General features: G+C 68.6%; 19 protein-coding genes and 1 pseudogene. 14 read left to right on the forward strand and 6 right to left on the reverse strand.

Annotation, left to right across the window (positions count from 1 at the left end; translation table 11 throughout):
- Window position 1 precedes the first annotated feature (1 nt).
- The 8 genes from pgsA (at window position 2) to CCUG20998_RS10110 (ending at window position 7,193) form a co-directional block, all read left to right on the forward strand.
- Complete coding sequence (gene pgsA, locus CCUG20998_RS10075) at window positions 2–706, forward strand: phosphatidylinositol phosphate synthase (protein ID WP_020728476.1); 705 nt, start codon at window positions 2–4, stop codon at window positions 704–706.
- Window positions 703–1,653: a phosphatidylinositol mannoside acyltransferase gene (locus CCUG20998_RS10080; protein ID WP_012393865.1), complete on the forward strand. Its 951-nt coding sequence runs from the start codon at window positions 703–705 to the stop codon at window positions 1,651–1,653. Before pgsA ends, CCUG20998_RS10080 begins: the two co-directional genes overlap by 4 nt.
- The gene (locus tag CCUG20998_RS10085; RefSeq protein ID WP_020728477.1) at window positions 1,653–2,777 is read left to right on the forward strand and encodes a glycosyltransferase family 4 protein; all 1,125 of its coding nucleotides are present in this window, start codon (window positions 1,653–1,655) and stop codon (window positions 2,775–2,777) included. Before CCUG20998_RS10080 ends, CCUG20998_RS10085 begins: the two co-directional genes overlap by 1 nt.
- Window positions 2,777–3,844: an NUDIX hydrolase gene (locus CCUG20998_RS10090; RefSeq protein WP_020728478.1), complete on the forward strand. Its 1,068-nt coding sequence runs from the start codon at window positions 2,777–2,779 to the stop codon at window positions 3,842–3,844. The genes CCUG20998_RS10085 and CCUG20998_RS10090 overlap by 1 nt, the downstream gene beginning before the upstream one ends.
- 86 nt (window positions 3,845–3,930) lie before the next feature.
- Window positions 3,931–4,884 carry a pyridoxal 5'-phosphate synthase lyase subunit PdxS gene (gene pdxS, locus CCUG20998_RS10095; protein ID WP_020724880.1) on the forward strand — a complete coding sequence of 318 codons (954 nt, stop codon included), beginning with the start codon at window positions 3,931–3,933 and terminating at the stop codon, window positions 4,882–4,884.
- Window positions 4,885–4,893: 9 nt separating this feature from the next.
- Window positions 4,894–5,739, forward strand: coding sequence for an acyl-CoA thioesterase II (gene tesB, locus CCUG20998_RS10100; RefSeq protein WP_020728479.1), 846 nt, complete (start codon window positions 4,894–4,896; stop codon window positions 5,737–5,739).
- A gap of 7 nt (window positions 5,740–5,746) precedes the next feature.
- Window positions 5,747–6,343 (forward strand): pyridoxal 5'-phosphate synthase glutaminase subunit PdxT, encoded by a 597-nt coding sequence (gene pdxT, locus CCUG20998_RS10105; RefSeq protein WP_036455519.1) that lies wholly within the window; start codon window positions 5,747–5,749, stop codon window positions 6,341–6,343.
- 94 nt (window positions 6,344–6,437) lie between these two features.
- On the forward strand, window positions 6,438–7,193 hold the full coding sequence (locus CCUG20998_RS10110) for a YebC/PmpR family DNA-binding transcriptional regulator (protein WP_011741062.1): 756 nt from the start codon (window positions 6,438–6,440) through the stop codon (window positions 7,191–7,193).
- Window positions 7,194–7,208: 15 nt separating this feature from the next.
- Here CCUG20998_RS10110 and CCUG20998_RS10115 read toward each other — a convergent pair whose 3' ends face one another.
- Complete coding sequence (locus tag CCUG20998_RS10115; protein ID WP_438830269.1) at window positions 7,209–8,462, reverse strand: Rv1453 family transcriptional regulator; 1,254 nt, start codon at window positions 8,460–8,462, stop codon at window positions 7,209–7,211.
- Window positions 8,463–8,886: 424 nt separating this feature from the next.
- Between CCUG20998_RS10115 and CCUG20998_RS10120 the strand changes: the two genes are divergently transcribed.
- From CCUG20998_RS10120 to CCUG20998_RS10130, 3 genes and pseudogenes are all read left to right on the forward strand, one after another.
- Complete coding sequence (locus CCUG20998_RS10120; protein WP_050674512.1) at window positions 8,887–13,071, forward strand: PE family protein; 4,185 nt, start codon at window positions 8,887–8,889, stop codon at window positions 13,069–13,071.
- A gap of 181 nt (window positions 13,072–13,252) precedes the next feature.
- Entirely contained in the window at window positions 13,253–13,750 is a 498-nt protein-coding gene (locus CCUG20998_RS10125; RefSeq protein ID WP_020728484.1) for a DUF6790 family protein, read from the forward strand.
- A 196-nt stretch (window positions 13,751–13,946) separates the two neighbouring features.
- Window positions 13,947–14,651, forward strand: a pseudogene (locus tag CCUG20998_RS10130) (PE family protein); the annotation flags it as partial.
- Between the two features lie 46 nt (window positions 14,652–14,697).
- On the opposite strand, the gene CCUG20998_RS10135 reads toward CCUG20998_RS10130, so the two are convergent.
- Genes CCUG20998_RS10135 through CCUG20998_RS10155 form a run of 5 tightly spaced genes read right to left on the reverse strand, consistent with a single transcriptional unit; the run spans window position 14,698 to window position 18,339 of the window.
- The gene (locus CCUG20998_RS10135; RefSeq protein ID WP_020728486.1) at window positions 14,698–16,278 is read right to left on the reverse strand and encodes a polyamine aminopropyltransferase; all 1,581 of its coding nucleotides are present in this window, start codon (window positions 16,276–16,278) and stop codon (window positions 14,698–14,700) included.
- A complete protein-coding gene (locus CCUG20998_RS10140) occupies window positions 16,275–16,745 on the reverse strand; it encodes a DUF350 domain-containing protein (RefSeq protein ID WP_011739815.1) in 471 nt (156 codons plus the stop codon). The genes CCUG20998_RS10135 and CCUG20998_RS10140 overlap by 4 nt, the downstream gene beginning before the upstream one ends.
- 33 nt (window positions 16,746–16,778) lie before the next feature.
- Window positions 16,779–17,210 carry a DUF4247 domain-containing protein gene (locus CCUG20998_RS10145; protein ID WP_012393877.1) on the reverse strand — a complete coding sequence of 144 codons (432 nt, stop codon included), beginning with the start codon at window positions 17,208–17,210 and terminating at the stop codon, window positions 16,779–16,781.
- Window positions 17,207–17,719: a DUF2617 family protein gene (locus CCUG20998_RS10150; protein WP_020728487.1), complete on the reverse strand. Its 513-nt coding sequence runs from the start codon at window positions 17,717–17,719 to the stop codon at window positions 17,207–17,209. Before CCUG20998_RS10150 ends, CCUG20998_RS10145 begins: the two co-directional genes overlap by 4 nt.
- A gap of 11 nt (window positions 17,720–17,730) precedes the next feature.
- On the reverse strand, window positions 17,731–18,339 hold the full coding sequence (locus CCUG20998_RS10155) for a DUF4178 domain-containing protein (RefSeq protein ID WP_020728488.1): 609 nt from the start codon (window positions 18,337–18,339) through the stop codon (window positions 17,731–17,733).
- A 214-nt stretch (window positions 18,340–18,553) separates the two neighbouring features.
- On the opposite strand from CCUG20998_RS10155, the gene ruvC reads away from it, so the two are divergent.
- Genes ruvC through ruvB form a run of 3 tightly spaced genes read left to right on the forward strand, consistent with a single transcriptional unit; the run spans window position 18,554 to window position 20,739 of the window.
- Window positions 18,554–19,108: a crossover junction endodeoxyribonuclease RuvC gene (ruvC, locus tag CCUG20998_RS10160; RefSeq protein ID WP_011739820.1), complete on the forward strand. Its 555-nt coding sequence runs from the start codon at window positions 18,554–18,556 to the stop codon at window positions 19,106–19,108.
- Window positions 19,105–19,698, forward strand: coding sequence for a Holliday junction branch migration protein RuvA (gene ruvA / locus CCUG20998_RS10165; RefSeq protein ID WP_020728489.1), 594 nt, complete (start codon window positions 19,105–19,107; stop codon window positions 19,696–19,698). Before ruvC ends, ruvA begins: the two co-directional genes overlap by 4 nt.
- A 3-nt stretch (window positions 19,699–19,701) precedes the next feature.
- Complete coding sequence (gene ruvB / locus CCUG20998_RS10170) at window positions 19,702–20,739, forward strand: Holliday junction branch migration DNA helicase RuvB (RefSeq protein ID WP_012393880.1); 1,038 nt, start codon at window positions 19,702–19,704, stop codon at window positions 20,737–20,739.
- Window positions 20,740–20,751 lie beyond the last annotated feature (12 nt).

Raw genomic sequence — 20,751 nt, forward strand, 5'->3', positions numbered from 1 at the left:
GATGAGCAAGGCGCCCTTCTTGTCCCGGGCGGCATTTGCTCGGGTCACCAATCCGCTGGCCAGGGGCTTGCTCCGGATCGGTCTGACCCCCGATGCCGTCACCATCATCGGCACCACCGCTTCGGTGGCGGGCGCGCTCGTACTTTTTCCGATGGGCAAGCTGTTTCCCGGCGCGTGCGTGGTCTGGTTCTTCGTGCTCTTCGACATGCTCGACGGAGCCATGGCACGGGAACGGGGCGGCGGCACCCGATTTGGCGCGGTGCTGGATGCGGCCTGCGATCGCATCAGCGACGGCGCGGTGTTCGGTGGGCTGCTGTGGTGGGTCGCGTTCGGCATGCGAGACCGATTGCTGGTGGTGGCGACGTTGATCTGCCTGGTCACCTCGCAAGTGATCTCCTATATCAAGGCCCGGGCGGAAGCCAGCGGGTTGCGTGGTGACGGCGGCATCATTGAACGACCGGAGCGGCTGATCATCGTGCTGGCCGGTGCGGGGGTGTCCGATTTTCCGTTCATCGCCTGGCCGCCGGCGCTGCCGGTGGCGATGTGGCTGCTGGCGGTGACCAGCGTGATCACCTGCGGACAACGGTTGTACACCGTGTGGACCTCACCGGGGGCCACCGATCTGCTGGTTCCCAGTGCGCCGATGCGCGACGACGACGCGCAGGGCCATCCGAGGTCGGGTGACCCCGGAAAGACGCAGCGGTGATCTCCACCCCGGCCGGCCTGCGATGGGTCAGGGCTCCGCGGCAGCTCCTGGTCGGCAACGCGACGGACTTGGCGTATGCGGCGGGATGGCGGATGGTGCGGGCGCTGCCCGAGTTCGCCGCGCGCAACGCCTTCGACGCCGGGGCGCACTACGCGGCCCGCCACGGCGGGCCCGAGCAACTTCGCAAGAACCTGGCCCGGGTAACCGGGGTGCGGGCCGGCGCGGTCCCGGACTCCCTGATGCGCGCGTCGCTGGAGTCCTACGCCCGCTACTGGCGGGAGGCGTTTCGGCTTCCGTCGATGAACCTGCGCAAGGTTGCCGCCCAGATTGACAGCTCCATCGGGGGCAAAGATCACCTCAATGCCGGGCTGGCCGCGGGACGCGGTGTGGTGCTGGCATTGCCACACAGCGGCAACTGGGACATGGCCGGGGTGTGGCTGGCGCAGCGGCACGGCACCTTCACCACCGTCGCCGAGCGGCTCAAGCCCGAGTCGTTGTACCGGCGATTCATCGACTATCGGGAAACCCTTGGCTTCGAAGTACTTCCGTTGTCGGGCGGTGCGGAGCCGCCCTTCGAGGTGCTGTGTGAGCGACTGCGGGACAACCGGGTGGTGTGCCTGATGGCTGAGCGTGATCTGACCCGCACCGGCGTTGAAGTCGATTTCTTTGGCGAGCCCACCCGGATGCCGGCGGGCCCGGCCAAACTCGCGATCCAAACGGGAGCCGCCCTGCTGCCGACCCACTGCTGGTTTGAGCCCAAGGGCTGGGGGTTTCAGGTCTATCCGGCCCTGGATTGCAGCAGCGGTGATGTGGAAGCGATCACCCAGGCGCTCGCCGATAGGTTCGCAGCCAACATCGCGGACCATCCCGAGGATTGGCACATGTTTCAGCCACAATGGTTGGCCGACTTGTCCGATGCCCGCCGCGCGCGGCTGCGGGAGCCCTGATGCGGATCGGAATGGTGTGTCCCTACTCGTTCGACGTGGCGGGTGGGGTGCAGTCACACGTCTTACAGCTCGCCGAGGTGATGCGGGCCCGCGGGCATGAGGTCAGCGTGCTGGCACCGGCGTCGCCGCACGCGGCCCTGCCGGACTATGTCGTCTCCGGCGGCAAGGCCGTTCCCATTCCCTACAACGGGTCGGTGGCGCGGCTGCGCTTCGGCCCCGCCACCCATCGCAAGGTCAAAAAGTGGCTTTCCGAGGGCGATTTCGACGTCCTGCACCTGCACGAGCCCAACGCGCCGAGCCTGTCGATGCTGGCCCTCAACATTGCCGAGGGCCCCATCGTGGCAACGTTTCACACCTCGACCACCAAGTCGCTGACGTTGACCGTCTTCCAGAGCATCTTGCGGCCCATGCACGAGAAGATCGTCGGTCGCATCGCGGTGTCCGATCTGGCCAGGCGTTGGCAGATGGAGGCGCTCGGCTCGGACGCGGTCGAAATTCCCAACGGTGTCGACGTCGGTTCTTTCGCGTCCTCGTCGTGTCTGGACGGATACCCCCGCCCCGGCAAGACGGTGCTGTTCTTGGGCCGATACGACGAGCCCCGCAAGGGGATGAGTGTCCTGCTCGAGGCGCTGCCCAAGCTGGTGGAGCGCTTCAGCGACGTGCAGCTGCTGATCGTGGGCCGCGGTGACGAAGACGAACTACGTGATCAGGCGGGTGAGCTGGCCGGGCACATGCGTTTTCTCGGTCAGGTCGACGACGCGGGCAAGGCATCGGCGATGCGCAGTGCGGACGTCTACTGCGCACCCAATACCGGCGGCGAGAGCTTTGGCATCGTGCTGGTTGAGGCCATGGCCGCCGGCACCCCGGTGGTGGCAAGCGACTTGGATGCCTTCCGGCGCGTACTGCGCGATGGCGAGATCGGGCGCCTGGTCCCAGTCGATGACAGCGACGCGCTGGCGGCCGCGCTGATCGAGGTGCTTGATAGCCAGGAGCTGCGAGAGCGCTATGTGGCGGCGGGCACCGAAGCGGTTCGCCGCTACGACTGGTCGGTGGTGGCCAGCCAGATCATGCGGGTCTACGAGACCGTCGCCGGGGCCGGGGTCAAGGTGCAGGTGGCCAGCTGATGACGTGGTTGCTTGTCGCCGGCATCGTGCTGCTCGTCGTGCTGGTCGTGTTCGGGGCCTGGGGATACCAGCGCGCCAACCGGCTGGATCGATTGCACGTGCGCTACGACTTGTCCTGGCAGGCGCTCGACGGTGCTCTGGCGCGCCGGGCCGTGGTGGCGCGCGCCGTCGCGATCGATGCCTACGGCGGCGCGCCCCAGGGCAGCCGGTTGGCGGGGCTGGCCGACGCCGCCGAGCAGGCGCCGCGACACGAACGAGAGAATGCGGAAAACGAACTGTCCGCCGCGCTGGCGATGGTTGATCCGGCGTCGTTGCCGTCGGCGCTGGTGGCCGAACTCGCCGATGCCGAGGCCCGGGTATTGCTGGCCCGCAGATTCCACAACGACGCCGTGCGCGACACCCTGGTGCTGGCCGAGCGGCGCATGGTGCGCGCCTTCCGTCTTGGTGGGCGAGCTCCGCGGCCGGCCTATTTCGAGATCGCCGAGCGGCCGCAGGCGCAGGCGCACAGCGACGACGGCGATATCGGCCGGCGTACCTCGGCGCGGGTGGTGCTGCTCGATGACCGCGGCGCGGTGCTGCTGCTATGCGGTTCGGACCCGGCCGCCGCGGCGTTCGACGAGGGCGGCGCGCCTCGGTGGTGGTTCACCGTGGGCGGCGAGGTGGGCAAGGGGGAGCGGCTGGCCCAGGCCGCGGCGCGTGAGCTCGCCGAAGAGACGGGTTTGCGGGTCGACCCCACCGACCTGGTGGGACCCATCTGGCGACGTAACGAGGTCTTTGAGTTCAACGGTTCGAAGCTCGACAGCGAGGAGTTCTATCTGGTGCACCGCACCAGTCGGTTCGAGCCGTCCCTGGATGGCCGGACCGAGCTGGAACGGCGTTATGTTCACGGGGCCCGCTGGTGTGATGCCAGCGACATCGCCGCGCTCAACGCCTCCGGTGAGCAGGTCTACCCGCGCCAACTCGGGGAGCTATTGTCCGAGGCCAATCGCATTGTCGACGCCGCTTGCGGCGGCGCGGGAGGCGACCACGGTGTCCGCACCGCATATGTTCCCCGATCGATTCGCTAGTCGGAATATCGGGCGGGACTGCGGTCCCGCAAACTTGCTTGTGGTTCCCATTAAAGTAAGACTCCAACAGTTGAAGGAGAAAGACAGTGGACAGCGCTACCCAGCCCAGTGGGGACCGGCCAGATCCGGCATCGTCCAAGCAGGCTCAGTCGGGTTCGAGCCAGACCGGAACGGCGAGGGTCAAGCGTGGCATGGCCGAGATGCTCAAGGGCGGCGTCATCATGGACGTCGTCACCCCCGAGCAGGCACGCATCGCTGAAGGGGCCGGCGCCGTCGCGGTCATGGCCCTAGAGCGGGTGCCCGCCGACATCCGCGCCCAGGGCGGGGTGTCGAGGATGAGCGACCCCGACATGATCGAGGGCATCATCGAGGCGGTCACCATTCCGGTAATGGCTAAAGCGCGTATCGGACATTTCGTCGAGGCGCAGATCCTGCAAAGCCTCGGGGTGGACTACATCGACGAATCCGAGGTCCTCACGCCCGCGGACTACACCCACCACATCGACAAGTGGAAGTTCACCGTGCCGTTCGTGTGCGGGGCGACGAATCTGGGCGAGGCGCTGCGGCGCATCGGCGAGGGGGCGGCGATGATCCGCTCCAAGGGTGAGGCCGGCACCGGTGACGTTTCCAACGCGACGACGCACATGCGCTCCATCGCCGGCGAGATTCGCCGGCTGACGTCGATGTCCGAGGACGAGTTGTTCGTCGCGGCAAAGGAATTGCAGGCGCCCTACGAACTGGTCGCGGAGGTGGCCAGGGCGGGCAAGTTGCCGGTCACCCTGTTCACGGCCGGCGGTATCGCCACTCCTGCCGATGCCGCGATGATGATGCAGCTCGGCGCCGAAGGCGTCTTCGTGGGCTCGGGCATCTTCAAGTCCGGCGCCCCGGAGCACCGGGCCGCCGCGATCGTCAAGGCCACCACGTTCTACGACGACCCCGATGTGCTGGCCAAGGTGTCACGCGGGCTGGGCGAGGCAATGGTGGGCATCAACGTGGAGGAGATCGCGCAGCCGCATCGCCTGGCGCAGCGCGGGTGGTAAGAATCTTTCGTGGCAATCGAGGAGATTCTTGATCTCGAGCAACTCGAGGTCAACATCTATCGCGGTAGTGTCTTCAGCCCGGAATCAGGCTTTCTGCAGCGCACATTCGGCGGCCATGTGGCCGGGCAGTCACTGGTGTCGGCGGTGCGCACGGTAGACCCGCGCTATCAGGTCCACTCGTTGCACGGGTACTTTCTGCGCCCCGGGGACGCCCAGGAGCCCACGGTTTTTCTGGTCGAGCGCACTCGCGATGGCGGATCGTTTGTGACCAGGCGGGTCAACGCCGTTCAGCACGGCGAGGTCATCTTCAGCATGGGGGCTTCGTTTCAGACCGCGCAGAACGGCATCAGCCACCAGGACGCGATGCCGGCGGCACCACCGCCCGACGACCTACCCGGATTGAGGTCCGTGCGGGTCTTCGACGACGCCGGGTTCCGGCAGTTCGAGGAGTGGGATGTGCGCATCGTGCCGCGGGACCTGCTCGCGCCGCTGCCGGGTAAGGCATCCCAGCAGCAGGTGTGGTTTCGCCATCGTGACCCGCTGCCCGATGACCCGGTGCTGCACATCTGTGCCTTGGCCTACATGAGCGATCTGACCCTGCTGGGTTCGGCGCAGGTCACCCACCTGGCGGAGCGTGAGCATCTGCAGGTGGCGTCCCTGGACCACGCGATGTGGTTCATGCGGGGGTTTCGGGCCGACGAGTGGCTGCTCTACGACCAGTCATCGCCGTCGGCAGGCGGGGGTCGCGCACTTACGCACGGCAAGATCTTCACCCAGGGAGGCGAGTTGGTGGCCGCGGTCATGCAGGAAGGGCTGACCCGCTACCCAAGCGGATATCAGCCGGGCGAAAAGTGAGCGGGTTGTGAGTATTCCGAGGGTTGGGGTGCTGGCGCTGCAGGGCGATACCCGCGAGCACCTGGCGGCGCTGGGCGAAGCCGGCGCCGAGCCGATGACCGTGCGCCGCCGCAGCGAACTCGACGCGGTGGATGGGTTGGTGATTCCGGGTGGCGAATCCACCACCATCAGCCACCTGCTGTGCGGGTTCGATCTGCTCGAGCCGTTGCGTGCCCGATTGGCTGCCGGGCTTCCGGCCTATGGCGCGTGCGCGGGGATGATCATGCTGGCCAGCGAGATCCTCGACGCCGGTGTCCGAGGACGCCAGGCGCTGCCACTGCGCGGGATCGATATGACGGTGCGGCGCAACGCTTTCGGACGCCAAGTCGACTCTTTTGAAGGCGATATCGCGTTCACGGGTCTTGATCATCCGGTGCGCGCGGTGTTTATCCGGGCGCCCTGGGTCGAGCGCGTCGGGGAGGACGTGCAGGTGTTGGCCCGGGCAGCGGGCCACGTCGTCGCGGTGCGCCAGGGGTCCGTGCTGGCCACCGCGTTTCACCCGGAAATGACCGGAGATCGGCGCGTTCATCGGTTGTTCGTCGACATCGTGTGCGGTCGGCACTGATCCCTTATCCAGCACGGGCCCAGAACCGCTCGTCGGCATACCCGTAGACTCGGCAGGCGAACTTTCGAGCAAACAGAAGAGGTAAGAGACTTCGATGAGCGGCCATTCCAAGTGGGCCACCACCAAGCACAAGAAGGCCGTCATCGACGCCCGCCGCGGCAAGATGTTCGCACGGCTGATCAAGAACATCGAGGTCGCGGCTCGCGTCGGTGGCGGTGACCCGGCGGGAAACCCCACCCTCTACGACGCCATCCAAAAGGCCAAGAAAAGCTCGGTGCCCAACGAGAACATCGAGCGGGCCCGCAAGCGCGGTGCCGGTGAAGAGGCCGGTGGGGCGGACTGGCAGACCATCATGTACGAGGGTTACGCGCCCAACGGTGTGGCCGTACTGATCGAGTGTCTGACCGACAACCGCAACCGCGCTGCCAGCGAGGTGCGGGTGGCGATGACGCGCAATGGCGGCGCCATGGCTGATCCGGGGTCGGTGTCCTACCTGTTTTCCCGCAAGGGTGTGGTGACCCTGGAGAAGAACGGTCTGACCGAAGACGACGTGTTGGCGGCCGTGTTGGAAGCCGGCGCCGAGGACGTCAACGACCTCGGGGACAGCTTCGAGGTGATCTCCGAACCGGGTGAACTGGTCGCGGTACGCTCCGCGCTGCAGGATGCCGGCATCGACTACGAATCGGCCGAGGCGGGCTTTCAGTCGTCGGTGACCGTGCCGGTGGACGTCGACGGGGCCCGCAAGGTTTTCAAGCTGGTCGACGCGCTGGAAGAAAGCGACGACGTTCAGAACGTGTGGACCAACGTGGACGTGTCCGACGAGGTGCTGGCGGAGCTCGACGAGGAGTAATCCCGGTGCCCGGGCTTAGGTGATGGCCCGAAGGGAGTCGCCATTCCGATCGCTGCGCCACTGTAGGACTTCCAGTGCCACGGCAATGTGAACGATGTTTGCCTCGACCGGCTGGGGCAGGAGTCGGTGCGCGGTCTCGAGCCGGTGGACCAGCGTATTGCGGTGGATGTAGAGGGCCTTTGCGGTGCGTGCGGCATTGCATTGCTGGTTGATGTAGGTCAGCAAGGTGGCGTGCAGTACCGGGCTGGCCGACTGGAATTCCCCGAGCGTGCATTCGATGAACTCGTCGACACCCTCTAGGTCTTGGGTGAGCAACTCGACCATTTGGGTGTCCGCAAAGTGGGCGGTGCGCTGGGGTGCCCCGAGCCGGGTCAGCATGCGCTGCGTCGTCTCTGCGTCGCGGTGACTGCGTCGGAACCCCTCGATTCCTCGCCTGGTGTTGCCGACGGCAAGCCGTACCGTTGGCGCGTCGGTGAGCACCTGTTGGATCCGGTCTCCGACCGGGGTGGCGGCGTCGTTCACCCATACCCAACGAGTCGCGGAATTGGTGACCACGATCAGTGGTGCCCGACAGCCGAGCGCCGTGCAGAACGCGTCGGCAGCCTGGTCCAGTTGGCCGTGGTCGCCGTCGGGCTCGTCGGACCAAACGATGGCGGCGGTATGGGCGCGATCCAGGAGATAGCCCAACTGCGCCTCGGCGCGTTCCCGGTTGACGGGGGCGCCGCTGAGGATCTGTTCGACGACTTTGCGGCGCTGGGCGCTGACTTCGCGGGTCAGCGCATCGTATTCCAGGGGTAGCTGTGCGGGGATGCCGGCAATGGTGGCGTCGATGAAGTCGTTGGATGAGCGGAACGCCACATCGAGGAGGTCGCGCAGTTCTTGGGGGTTGGACGTCAGGCCGAACGCGATGTCGGTCCAGCGCTCCCAGGCCACGTTGTGCGCGATTCGGTAGATGTCGGCGGCGAGCGCCTCCAGGCCGCGGTTGAGCAGCTCTTGGGCCATCCGCAGCGGTTCGGGCCCGAAGTTTGCTGGCACCGGGCCGCCGGGATCGCGCAAGATGGCAACGGCGAAATGGATCAGGTTGGCACGGTTTGCGCGGCTGATGATTTCGACCAGGGCGGGATCATCGGAAAGGGCCGGATTGGCGGCCAAGGTGGTGCGGTCGAGTTCATCGAGCCATTGCTGGGTGGGGTTGAGAGCGATGCGCGCGGTGTGGCGGATCAGCTCGCGCATGCGTGGGGAGAGTGATGGATTGCTTGGGCTCGCCACGGTCCCGATGGTAGGGGAGAGCGGGGCTTGACACAGTCGCAGCGATCCGTGGCTGACGGTGCCCGCCGGGGGCTGCCGCCGCATCCGAGGTTGTTTAGCTGCACGTTTGTTGTTTGCGGGACGGCCGCAGATATCCACGCCGGTAATTCGTGCCGGGCGAGGCTTGTTGGACTCGGGTCCGCCACTAGCACGTAGCCGCGTGAATTGGTAGGTGCACTTCTGCCGGTCTTCTACGGCCGGTTCGGAGTTTTTGTCCATTGGGCTGCACTCGAGCAACCGGGATCGTTGGGGGCGCAGGTCGTAGGTCGCCAGCTCTACAGGGGCTTGAACTGGCTGTATAGCTTTCGCACTTCCCTTTGTCGGCAACCGCTGGCAAAGGGTTGATCGGCGTGGGTACTGGTGGGTTAACGGGAGGGTGGGGCACATGTCATTTGTCAGTGTGACGCCGGAGCTGGTGGTTGCGGCGGCTTCGGACTTGTCGGGAATCAATTCGGCGATAGCCCAGGCGAATTCGGTTGCTGCGGCAGCGACAACAACGGTATTGCCGGCCGCCGCCGATGAGGTGTCGGCGGCGATCGCGGCCTTGTTTGGCACCCACGCACAGCAATACCAGGCGATCAGTGCAGAGTTGGCGGCCTTCCATGACCGATTCGTGCAAAGCCTGAACACCGGCGCCGGTTCGTATCTGCGGGCCGAGGCGGCCAATGCCGAGCAGGGTTTGCTGGGGTTGGTGAATGCCCCGACCCAGGCGCTGTTTGGACGTCCGCTGATCGGAGACGGCGCCAACGGGGCGCCCGGTAGTGGCCAAGCCGGTGGAGCCGGTGGGTTGCTGTACGGAAACGGTGGTGTCGGTGGCTCAGGCGGGGTTGGTCAAGCTGGCGGGGCCGGTGGAGCCGCGGGTTTGATCGGCTCCGGCGGGGCTGGCGGCGCGGGTGGCGCGGGCGGCGCCGGTGGAGCTGGCGGTGCCGGCGGCTGGCTCTACGGCAATGGTGGCGCCGGCGGGGTGGGCGGTGCCGGCGCGGTCGGTGGGGCCGGTGGCAACACCTGGCTCTGGGGTAATGGGGGTGTCGGCGGAAGCGGTGGTGTGGGCAGCGGCTCCGGTGGTGCCGGTGGCTCCGGTGGCTGGCTGTATGGCAACGGCGGCGCGGGTGGGACCGGTGGGGTCGCTGACGGCGTGGGTGAGGGCGGCGGCCACGGTGGCGCCGGTGGTAGTGCCCGGCTGTTGGGCACTGGCGGTGCCGGCGGTGACGGCGGGGCCGGGTTGGCTGGCGCCTCCGGCATTTCGGGCATCGCGGCCGGCGAGGCCGGCACGGGCGGCGGTATCGGCGGTGACGGCGGTGTTGGCGGTGACGGCGGGGCCGGCGGGTGGCTGTTCGGCAATGGTGGCGCCGGTGGAATCGGCGGCACGGGCGGTGCGGGTGGTGCGGGTGGCTTCGGTGCCTCGGGTGACCTCGCCATCAACCAGGGTTCGGGCGCCGATGGCGGGTCTGGCGGTGCCGGTGGAGCGGGTGGTGCCGGCGGCAGTGGCGGGGCCGGTGGGTGGCTGTTCAGCGCTCACGGGGCCGGCGGGGCCGGCGGCACCGGCGGGACCGGCGGGACTCCTGGTGATGGAGGCGGCGGCGCGCACGGCTCCATGGCGGTGAACCCGGGTGGCGGATTTGGTACCGGCGGCAACGGCGGAACCGGCGGTGACCCCGGCGCCGGCGGCGCGGGCGGGACCGGCGGTTCCGGCGCTGGCGGCAGTCGCGCCTCGGCTGGCGCGACCGGATCTACCCCGAGCAGCGGTGGCAACGGTGGCGTCGGCGGTGCTGGTGCGGACGCGATCACTACCGGCGGCGCCGGTGCGGCCGGCGGCACCGGCGGTGATGGCGGTCTGGTCGGCGATGGTGGCGCGGGTGGTGACGGTGGTGCCGGACTGGGTGGAGTTCCGGGAACATCGGTGATTTTCCCGGGCGGACAGCCCGGGAGCTCGGGCGGTGACGGTGGTGCCGGTGGCGCCGGCGGCGCTGGCGGTGACGGCGGATTGGTCGCTGGAAACGGTGGTGCCGGCGGGGTCGGCGGAATCGGTGGCGCCGGTGGGTCCGGCGGTGATGGTTCGGTCGGTGTCGATGCCACTGGCGCGGGCCAGGATGGCGGGGTCGGCGGAGCCGGTGGTGCCGGTGGCGCCGGCGGCGCCGGTGGTGACGGTGGCGCGGGCGGTCACGCGTTGGCGGCCGGCTATGCCGACGGTAGCCAGGGTGCCGGCGGTGCCGGCGGTGCGGGCGGGATTGGTGGTGACGGTGCGGTCGGAGGCAAAGGCGCCGAGGGGGCGGCGGCCGCCGGTGCTGGCGCGGATGGCAATGATGGCGGCAATGGCGGCCGAGGTGGAGCCGGCGGTCGTGGCGGTCATGGTGGTGTAGGCGGGGCCGGACCGGAGGGCCAGACCGGGACGCAAGGGGTCGGCGGCGACGGCGGCGATGGAGGTCTGGGCGGACAGGCCGGTAACGGTGGCGACGGGGCCGACGCCATTGTCGGCGGTGGCAACGGCGGCGACGGTGGTGACGGCGGCGACCCAGGTCTTGGAGGCGCTGGCGGACAGGGTGGCGCCGGCTCGACCGCGGGGATGGAAGGCCTCACCGCCGGCGATGACGGGCCGGGTCACGGCGGCGATGGCGGGGCCGGCGGCAACGGCGCGGGCGCTGTCACCACCGGCAGCACCGGCGGTGACGGCGGGGCCGGCGGCGACGGCGGTCTGGTTGGTGACGGTGGTGTCGGCGGGAACGGGGGTGCCGGCGCAAAAGGTAGCCCCGGCATTACGTTCATCAGCCCGGGTGGACTCTCCGGCACCGACGGCGGTGCCGGGAGCATGGGCGGAACTGGCGGTGCCGGCGGTGCCGGCGGCCTGCACGCCGGTGATGGTGGTGCCGGTGGCATCGGTGGAACCGGAGGCGACGGAGGCCACGGCGGCAGCGGGTCGGCGGGCGCCGATGCCACCGTAGCTGGCGCGGCCGGTCAAACCGGTGGTGACGGCGGAGACGGCGGGTCCGGCGGGGCCGGCGGGGCCGGTGGCGCCGGTGGGCTGGCGCAGGCGACCGGGTACCTGGACGGCAGTCACGGTGCTGGCGGTTCCGGCGGTGCCGGCGGGCAGGCAGGCAACGCCGGCGACGGCGGCGACGGTGCCGATGCCACGGGTGCCGGCGGCAAGGGCGGAGCCGGCGGCAACGGCGGTGACGCAGGCGTTGGAGGCAGTGGCGGCCTCGGCGGCGACAGCGGCAATGGCACCCACGCCGCCAACGGCGCATCCGCCAGCGCATACGGAACCGGAGGTAACGGTGGGGCTGGCGGCGACGGTGCCGACGCCACCGCTGCGGGGCAGGCCGGCGGCGCCGGCGGCGCCGGCGGGGACGGTGGGGTGGTCGGCGATGGTGGTGTTGGCGGTGCTGGTGGTGATGGCAAGGCCGGTGTGGACGGCACCTCGGCCGTGACTTCCGGGGCCTCGGGTGCTGACGGTGGTGAGGGCGGTGCTGGTGGCGCCGGCGGTGCTGGTGGTGACGGCGGGGCCGTTGCCGGTGACGGTGGCCGCGGCGGTGCTGGTGGCGACGGCGCGATGGGCGGGGACGGCGGTAGCGGCTTCGACGGACTTCACGGCACCACCCCAGGTGCGAATGGCCAATACGGCGGGGATGGCGGCGAGGGCGGTCGCGGCGGGGCCGGCGGGGCCGGCGGGGCCGGCGGGGCCGCGGTTGCGGGCCAGACGGGTAGCCAAGGTGACGGTGGCAACGGCGGTGACGGAGGTCACGGCGGTACTCCCGGCAATGGTGGTAGCGGTGCCGATGGCGCAAATTCCGCTATCGGCGTCAGTGCCGGGGACGGCGGGTACGGCGGAGCTGGCGGCAATGCCGGCGCTGGCGGGCTCGGTGGGGCAGGCGGTGCCGGCTCAACCTCGGGCACATCTGGACTTGACGGCAGCCGGGCCGCGGGCGGCAACGGCGGCAACGGTGGCTTCGGTGGAACCGGTGGCCTCTTCGAGGCCGCAGGGTCCGGCGGCGCGGGTGGCGTGGGCGGAGATGGCTCCCAAGGTGGCGACGGCGGGGACGGCGGTCTCGGCGGCAGCTCTCCCGGCGCTACGGGAGGCTGGGGCGGCCAGGGCGGTCTCGGCGGCGTAGGAACGGCCGGGGTGGGCGGCCACGGAGGAGACGGAGGCGACGCCGGTGACTCCGGCAGCTCCGCCTTTGGTGTGGGCAGCCCGGGTGGGGGCGGCGGTCAGGGCGGCTTTGGTGTCGCCGGCGGCGGAGACGGCGGCGACGGCGGGAACGGCGGGGCCGGCGGGTTTGGCCAGAATGGGGGTCCCGGCGGCGGGGGCGGTGGGGGCGGCCACAGTCTGGTCGGCCCCGGCGGGGATGGCGGGGTGGGCGGCACCGGCGGCAACGGTGGGAACGGCTCCCAACCGCCTTTCGGTTCCACTCCGGCCGGCAGCGGCGGTGACGGCGGAAATGGCGGTAACGGCGGGTCGAGCGGGTTCATTAGCGGCCAGCCGGGAACCGACGGCCAAGACGGCGGCAACCCCAGCGGACAGTTTGGCGGAACCGGCGGAACCGGCGGAACCGGCGGCGTCGGCGCCGGCACGTGATCACCACGCGCGTCGGCATCAACCACTTCAGTATCTTTGACCCCACCTAGCGCCTCTGTGCATTCGGGACGACGGCACGGTCGCGCTCGGTTTGGTCGGCCTGCCTTCGAGGCACCTAAGCACGCCATGAGGACATTGCGCCGGAAACCCGCAGCAGGCACACGGAGTGAGGAAGATAGAGATGTTTACGATTGCCGCAGTTCTCGTTGCGGTGGTCGGCGGCTTCGTCCAGAGCTGGCGCAGCAAGGACCGACTGGCCGCCGACGTTCACATGGTGTGGTGGATGGTTGCGGTGGTGGGGTTCAACTCACTGTTGGGAGCCGGCTTTCACGTCCTGGATGGCCCCCACATCGCCACATTGATCGGATACACCCGCGGTGACGGCGGCTTCCAGTGGGAGAACGCCATGGGTGACCTGGCGATCGGCGTGGTGGGGATCATGGCGTACTGGTTTCGAGGCCACTTCTGGCTCGCAACGATCGTGGTGCTCAGCGTGCAATACCTAGGCGATGCCGCCGGACACATCTATTTCTGGATTGCTGAGCACAACGTCGAGCCGGACAACATCGGGGTTCCGCTGTGGATCGACGTTGTGCTGCCCATCATCGTGTGGGCGCTGTATGTCGGGTCCCGACGACACGGTGGTGACGCGGTGCCCGACCGGCCGGTACTCGGCTAGGCCGCACCCAACCTTTTCCGGCAAGCCCCGCGTGGGCATTTGTGCACATTGCCATTGGTAGGCGCATTGGTTAGGGGGATTTTGCCCTTGGCCGCCCGTAACCCGAGCAGCAACCATGGCGCGGTGTTGTGTCGCCTGACACGGCTTTGACGTGTCGGTGACCGCTGGCCAGGGGCGGGTTGCGGGAAGGTGCGAGATGTCTTTTGTGGGTGTGGCTCCCGAGATGGTGGCGGTCGCGGCATCGGATTTGGAGCGGTTGGGGTCGACGATCGGCGCGGCCAATGTGGCGTCGGCGGGGTCGACCACGACCATATTGGCCGCCGGCGCCGACGAGGCATCTGCGGTGATCGCGGCGTTGTTCGGCACGCACGCGGTGGAGTACCAGGCGATCAGCACGCAGCTCTCGGTCTTTCATGAGCAGTTTGTGCAGACGCTGACCGACGGTGTCGGCGCCTATTCGGCCGCCGAACTGGTCAACGTGTCGCCGCTGCAGAACGTCGAGCAAGACCTGCTGAACCTGGTCAATGCTCCCACCCAGGCATTGTTCGGGCGGCCGCTGATCGGCAAAGGTGCTGACGGGGCCGCAGGGACCGGGCAGGCCGGTGCGGCCGGGGGCATCTTGTGGGGCAACGGCGGTAGCGGTGGCTCGGGTGCGGTGGGCCAGGCCGGCGGGGCCGGAGGGCGTGGCGGGTTGTTGTACGGCACCGGCGGCGATGGCGGTGCCGGTGGCACCGGGACAGGAACTCCGCCGCCTTTCGGCACGGGTGCCCCCGGCGGAAGTGGTGGCACGGGCGGCCATGGCGGCGAGAGCGGCTTTGGATGGTCCGGCCAGGTCGGCTCTGCGGGCGCCGGCCCCAACGGGGTCATCGGTGGCAGCGGTGGCGGTGGCGGAACCGGGGGCGGCTGAACACGTTGCGGCCGCCGCGAATTCTAGAGCCGGCCGCGATCTACCTATATCCCCGGCGCATGTCCTCGACGATGCGCGGATTGTCCAGGGTGGACGGCTCGAGCATGGTGGGTCCGACGTCGCTGGAGAACACGGTGGCGGCGTTGAGCACCGGCTGGTTGAGGAAACGCAGCGACGGCGCGTCGGCCGGTACGGCGGGGATGGGCGCGGTGCCGCCGCGCCTGGCCAGAGCGAATCCCCAGTCGCCGAAGGTGGGCACGTGGACGTGGTAGGGCGTGACCGCATATCCGGCGGCCTTGATGGTCGAGACGGTGCGCCAGAACGCGGTCGGGGTGGAAAACGGGCTGCCGGCCTGCACCACCATCAAGCCATCGGGGGCAAGGGCGCGGGCGGCAAGCGCATAGAACTCGGCGGAATACAGCCGCCCCAACGCCGGAGTATCCGGATCGGGCAGGTCGACGATGATCGTGTCGAAGCGGCGGGACTGGCCCGAGTCAGTCCCGCGCAGCCATTTCATCGCGTCGCCGATCACCACCTGCACGCGCGGGTCATCCAGCGCACCACCGTTGGCCTCGCGCATGGTGGTGCGCGCCAGCTCGATGACCGCGGGGTCCAGTTCCACCTGCACGATCCGCTCGATGCGGGGCAGGCGCAGCAGTTCACGGGCCGCCAGTCCGTCACCGCCGCCCAGCACCAGCACCGAGCGGGCGCCGTCACCCAGTGCCGGGTAGACCAGGCTTTCGGTGTAGCGGTACTCGTCTCGGGTGGAGAACTGTAGCCCGCCATCGAGGTACAGACGCAGGTCGTTGCCGCGCCGGGTCACCACGATCTCCTGGTAGGAGGTGTGCCGGTAGGCGATGATCGGGTCGGCGTAAAGCTCTTGGCGGCTGGTGGTCTCGATGTCGCGGGCATGGACCAGCAGCGTGACCAGCAGCCCGAGCGCGGCAAGCAGACAGCACAGCGCCATCGCCAGCTGCCGGGTGGAAACGACCTGACGGAGCAGGAAGATCGACACGACGGCCGCCGCCACCAGGTTGACGATGCCGGTGGCGGCCGCACCGCGGATCATCCCCAGATGCGGCAGCAGGACGAAAGGCCAGACCAGTCCACCGATCAGGGCCCCCAGGTAGTCGGCGGCGTTGAGGTTGGCCAGGGTGCGGCCGGTGTCGGCCGCCCGGGCCAACCGGCCGCGCTGCAGGAGCGTCATCAGCAGTGGGACCTCGGCACCGACCAGTCCGCCGATCAGGGCGGTGCCCAGCGCAAGCACCCAGGTCGACCCATCGATGAAGGCGAACGCCACGTAGAGCGCCGCCGCGGACAGCCCGCCGATGATGCCCAGCAGGACTTCGACCGCGATGAAGGCGATGGCCGCGTGCGCCAGCAGCGGTTTGACCAGCAAGGCACCGGCACCCAGCGCGGCGATGTAGCCGGCCACGATCAACGAGGTGGCCACGATGCCGCCACCATCCAGGCTGGTCGACAGCGTGAGCAGCGCGAGTTCGTAGATGATGCCGCACGCCGCACATGCCGCGACGGCCGCCAGCAGCAGTGCCCGCCAGCGTCCCGAGGCCGTCACGGTCCCGACGGTGTCGGGTGCCGGTGCGTGATCAGTCGCGGTCATGACAGCGCGGCAGCGATCACACCTCCCACCGACAGCAGCATCACCGCGGTGGCAAAGGCTGCCGGATGCAGTTGGGTCGCCTCGATGTGATCCCGAAAGCGGCCCGGCACTGCAATTTCGAGGACTACCAGCGCCGCCCCTTGCAGGGCGACGCCGACGAGCCCGTAGAGCGCGACCCCGAGCAGGCCCTCGCCGAGCTGGTTGGAGCTGGTGAAGATGGCGCTGATGATGACCAGGGCCAGCGCGGCGTACATGGAGCAGGCCAGCACGACCGCGTTGGGGCGACGTTCGACGAACACCAGGGTGCGCAGGTTTCCCGGGGTCAGCAGGTTGACCATCACGAAGCCGACGATCAGGATGGCGAAGGCGACCAGGAAGTACAGAACGCTGGCGACCACGCCCCGCAGGAGCGGATCGACGCTGAGGGTGCCGAACTGGACTCCGGCCTGGTTGATGGCCTGGTACATGGCTGTCTCCTTTGCGTGTGCGCCAAGTGGGTCTTACTTGCTGCCGCCCGGGCCGCCGGGGCTGCCGCCCGAACCACCCGACGGAGATCCGGGATAGAACCCGGGGCCGAGAAAGATGTACGAGCCGTGGTTGTATCCGGCGCTGAGGTTTTCGACTTTGATGATGCACGGATGGGTGCCAGCGGGGCCGACGCTGACAATGTTGTGCCGGTAGCGCAGGTACTCGGTTTCGCCATAAGACGCGCGCGCGGCCGGTGACTTGTATCTGGACAGTGTGTTGGCCACCTGCTTGGGCGATCCTTCGCAGAGGTAGCGCGTTGCGTTGACGTCACGTGATTCTTGCTGATAGTGCGAGGCGATATAGGAGCCGATGTTGCGGTTCAACAGGGATACTCCGAAAACCATGGCCACCAAGGCGGCGACGGCCAGCGCGCTGGCGATGACGAACAACCGGTTGCGGCTCATGGATGCCACCGACTCGTAGTGTGCACGACGGTCCCGCCGGATCCGCCGGGGTGCAGCGGGTACAGATGCCAGGTATGCCAGCGCCAGCCCTTGCCCTCGGGTTCGGCGCGCAGTGCGGTCAACGCGGCCTCGTCGCCGGGAAACACGCCGCCCAGCCAACCGTTGTCGCGGCTGCAGCGCTGTCGCAGGTCGTGCGCAAGGCTGCGGAAGCTCGATTCATCGTGCGTCTCGGTGCGCGATTCCAGGAGATAGCCGGGCGCCTCGGTGCGCTCGGGAAGGCTTTCACCGTGGCCGCCAACCGCGCAGGAGACCTGTTCGGAAAAGTCTCCGTCGCGGTGCGCCACGGTGATGACGTGTGATGCGCCCAGCACACCGAGCAGCAACGTACCCCCATCGGGGTGGTCCATCCGGCAGGTAGCCAGCGGCGGCGGCGCGGGCACGTTGAGCGCAAGCCCAAGGCGCGCCCCGGATACGTCGGCCGGAACCACGGCGAGCTGATGAAGCGGCACCGATCTAATCCCTAGCCGGCGGCCGGGGGCGCGGGGTAGACGGTCAGCTCGCCGGTCAGCACGGTCTTACCCGTGGAGATCTCCCACGGCATGTCCGGGGCCCAGCGCTCGAAACCCAGCAGCGCGGACTCGTCGGCACTGACGTAGTCGACATAGTCCATGTCCCCGCCGGCCGGCAGCCCTGTCGTTCCCTCGGTGGTGTAGCCGGCACGTCCCCGCTCCTCTTCCCGGAACGTGACGCCGTCGACCACGTGAACGCCGCTGGGCTGCAACGCAAGATCGGTGCGCTTGGTCCACATCGCGAGCTCCAGCCGCCCCTCATCCTCTTCGACACTGAACCAGATCGGCTCGTCGCCGCCTTCGAGCAGATGCTCCCACCACACGAAGGGGCCCTCGCGGAACGTCACCGATCCGCGCACCACATAGTCGACGCCGCCGTAACTGACGATCGCACCCGGGCCCAGTTGCCGTGGTCCGAACTGCGGCATCGCGTTGAAGGCGAGCGGATCTTGGCGCTGGCCGGGTTTGGCTGGTGTCTTGGGCCGCCGCAGCGCCACCGTGAGAACGATGATGGAGGCGATGAATAGCATCACGGCCAGCAGAACCAGCAGAGTTCCCACGCATACCCTCCAGTACCGCGCTGCCGCGCAGTGGTTTGCCAATCACGGCGCATCGATGGTGCTCAAACGTAACAGCTTCGCCGGGGCCGGGTGCAGCCAAACCGCATTGATCGGGTGAGCAACTCGCGCGTGTCCTGCCGGCCGGTGTCGCGGCCAGCCGCTAGGCTATCGAACAATTGTTCGGACCCGGCAGGGCGGAAGGCGGGAGCATGCAGTGCGGGTGATGGGTGTCGACCCCGGGTTGACGCGGTGTGGGCTGTCTCTGATCGAGAGCGGCCAGGGTCGGCAGCTCACTGCGCTGGACGTCGACGTGGTGCGCACGCCGTCAGATGCCCCGTTGTCGAGTCGGCTGCTGGCCATCAACGAGGCCGTTGAACACTGGCTGGAAACGCATCGTCCGGATGTGGTTGCGATCGAGCGGGTGTTCTCCCAGCAAAATGTGAAGACCGTGATGGGCACCGCGCAGGCCGGCGGCGTGGTCGCACTGGCGGCGGCCAAGCGCGGTGTGGAGGTGCACTTTCATACCCCGAGCGAGGTGAAGGCGGCGGTCACCGGCAACGGTACTGCCGACAAGGCGCAGGTCACCGCGATGGTCACCAGAATTCTTGCGCTGCAGACCAAACCGACGCCGGCCGACGCCGCCGACGCACTGGCGTTGGCAATCTGTCATTGCTGGAGGGCGCCTATGATCGCCCAGATGGCCAAAGCACATGCGCTGGCCGAACAACAACGGCGCAGCTATACCGCCAAACTCAAGGCCGCCCGATGATCTCGTCGCTACGTGGTGAGGTACTCGAGGTGGCACTCGATCACGTGGTCATCGAGGCCGCCGGTGTCGGCTACCGGGTGAACGCGACGCCGTCGACTCTGGCGACGCTGCGGCAGGGGACCGATGCCCGCCTGATCACCGCGATGATCGTGCGCGAGGATTCGATGACCCTGTACGGCTTCGTTGACGGTGAGACCCGCGATCTGTTCCTGACACTGCTGTCGGTGTCTGGAGTGGGGCCCCGGTTGGCGATGGCGACGCTGTCGGTGCACGACGCCAACGGGCTTCGGCAGGCGTTGGCCGACGGCGATGTCACCGCGCTGACCCGGGTACCCGGAATTGGTAAACGCGGCGCCGAGCGCATGGTGGTGGAGCTGCGCGACAAAGTCGGTCCAGCGGGCTCGGCCGCCACCGCGCCCGCGGCAAACGGTCACACCGTGCGTGCTCCGGTGGTCGAAGCCCTGGTCGGCCTCGGGTTCGCCGCCAAGCAGGCCGAGGAGGCCACCGACAAGGTGTTGGCCGGCGACGGCGAGGCGACGACATCGAGCGCGCTGCGTGCCGCCCTGTCGTTGTTGGGGAAGGCCCGATAGCCGATGAGCACCGATCCCGATGAGCGCGAGGTCTCACCGGCGTTGACCGTTGGCGATGGCGATGTCGACGTCAGCCTGCGGCCGCGCTCATTGCGTGAGTTCATCGGCCAGCCACGGGTGCGCGAACAACTTCAGCTGGTGATTCAGGGCGCCAAGAATCGCGGCGGCACACCGGATCACATTCTGTTGTCCGGTCCGCCCGGGCTCGGGAAGACCTCGCTGGCGATGATCATCGCCGCCGAGCTTGGTTCCTCCCTGCGGATGACATCGGGTCCCGCGCTCGAGCGGGCCGGCGATCTGGCCGCGATGTTGTCCAACCTGGTCGAGCATGACGTGCTGTTCATCGACGAGATTCACCGCATCGCCCGGCCCGCCGAGGAGATGCTCTATCTGGCCATGGAGGATTTCCGGGTCGACGTGGTGGTCGGCAAAGGGCCGGGGGCGACATCGATTCCGCTGGATGTTGCGCCGTTCACCCTGGTCGGTGCCACCACCCGATCCGGCGCGTTGACGGGTCCGCTACGTGACCGGTTCGGTTTCACCGCGCACATGGATTTTTATGAGCCAGCCGAGCTGGAGCGAGTGCTGGTCCGTTCCGCCGGAATTCTGGGCATCCAACTCGGTGCGGACGCGGGGGCCGAGATCGCCCGCCGATCACGCGGGACGCCGCGGATCGCCAACCGGCTGCTGCGCCGCGTCCGTGACTTTGCCGAGGTTCGTGCCGACGGGGTGATCACCCGTGATGTCGCCAAGGCGGCGCTGGCGGTTTACGACGTCGACGAGCTGGGCCTGGATCGGCTGGACCGTGCCGTGCTTTCCGCCCTGACCCGCAGTTTCAGTGGCGGTCCGGTCGGTGTGTCGACGCTGGCGGTGGCGGTAGGGGAGGAGGCCAGCACCGTGGAGGAGGTGTGTGAGCCGTTCCTGGTCCGTGCCGGCATGGTCGCGCGGACTCCACGCGGCCGGGTGGCCACCGCGTTGGCCTGGACCCACCTGGGGATGACGCCACCGGCGGGAGCGAATCAGCCGGGGCTGTTCGAGTAGCGAGTGGGCCGG

Origin of the sequence: Mycobacterium marinum (assembly GCF_003391395.1) — a bacterium.
In the GTDB taxonomy this organism is placed as follows: domain Bacteria; phylum Actinomycetota; class Actinomycetes; order Mycobacteriales; family Mycobacteriaceae; genus Mycobacterium; species Mycobacterium marinum.

Excerpts from the sequence above, each read along its gene's own strand:
- pgsA (WP_020728476.1), top strand. The coding sequence starts at position 2 with ATGAGCAAGGCGCCCTTCTTGTCCCGGGCGGCATTTGCTCGGGTCACC.
- CCUG20998_RS10085 (WP_020728477.1), top strand. The coding sequence starts at position 1,653 with ATGCGGATCGGAATGGTGTGTCCCTACTCGTTCGACGTGGCGGGTGGG.
- CCUG20998_RS10090 (WP_020728478.1), top strand. The coding sequence starts at position 2,777 with ATGACGTGGTTGCTTGTCGCCGGCATCGTGCTGCTCGTCGTGCTGGTC.
- CCUG20998_RS10110 (WP_011741062.1), top strand. The coding sequence starts at position 6,438 with ATGAGCGGCCATTCCAAGTGGGCCACCACCAAGCACAAGAAGGCCGTC.
- CCUG20998_RS10120 (WP_050674512.1), top strand. The coding sequence starts at position 8,887 with ATGTCATTTGTCAGTGTGACGCCGGAGCTGGTGGTTGCGGCGGCTTCG.
- CCUG20998_RS10125 (WP_020728484.1), top strand. The coding sequence starts at position 13,253 with ATGTTTACGATTGCCGCAGTTCTCGTTGCGGTGGTCGGCGGCTTCGTC.
- CCUG20998_RS10135 (WP_020728486.1), bottom strand. The coding sequence starts at position 16,278 with ATGACCGCGACTGATCACGCACCGGCACCCGACACCGTCGGGACCGTG.
- CCUG20998_RS10140 (WP_011739815.1), bottom strand. The coding sequence starts at position 16,745 with ATGTACCAGGCCATCAACCAGGCCGGAGTCCAGTTCGGCACCCTCAGC.
- CCUG20998_RS10145 (WP_012393877.1), bottom strand. The coding sequence starts at position 17,210 with ATGAGCCGCAACCGGTTGTTCGTCATCGCCAGCGCGCTGGCCGTCGCC.
- ruvA (WP_020728489.1), top strand. The coding sequence starts at position 19,105 with ATGATCTCGTCGCTACGTGGTGAGGTACTCGAGGTGGCACTCGATCAC.
- ruvB (WP_012393880.1), top strand. The coding sequence starts at position 19,702 with ATGAGCACCGATCCCGATGAGCGCGAGGTCTCACCGGCGTTGACCGTT.